The organism is Streptomyces sp. NRRL B-1140 (assembly GCF_001280065.1).
Classification (GTDB): Bacteria; Actinomycetota; Actinomycetes; order Streptomycetales; family Streptomycetaceae; genus Streptomyces.
This window is the reverse complement of the sequence record NZ_LGEA01000048.1, coordinates 1-282: the sequence shown is the minus strand read 5'-3', so window position 1 is coordinate 282 and position 282 is coordinate 1. Positions and strand designations below refer to the sequence as shown.

The window sequence follows — 282 nt, the reverse complement described above, 5'->3', positions numbered from 1 at the left end:
TCGAAGGTGGGACTGGCGATTGGGACGAAGTCGTAACAAGGTAGCCGTACCGGAAGGTGCGGCTGGATCACCTCCTTTCTAAGGAGCACTTCTTACCGAACCCCTCGGGGTGAGGTCAGAGGCCAGTACATCAGCGAACGTCTGATGCTGGTTGCTCATGGGTGGAACGTTGACTACTCGGCACACTTGATCGTCTTCTCCTTCTAGTACTGCTCTTCGGAGCGTGGAACGTCGAGGGAAGCGGGGAGTGTGTCGGGCACGCTGTTGGGTGTCTGAGGGAAT

The 282-nt window shown here is 57.1% G+C and carries 1 rRNA gene; it reads left to right on the top strand.

Annotated features, from left to right (window positions below):
• Nucleotides 1-78: ribosomal RNA gene (locus ADK65_RS07605) — 16S ribosomal RNA — on the top strand; the annotation flags it as partial.
• Nucleotides 79-282: the final 204 nt, after the last annotated feature.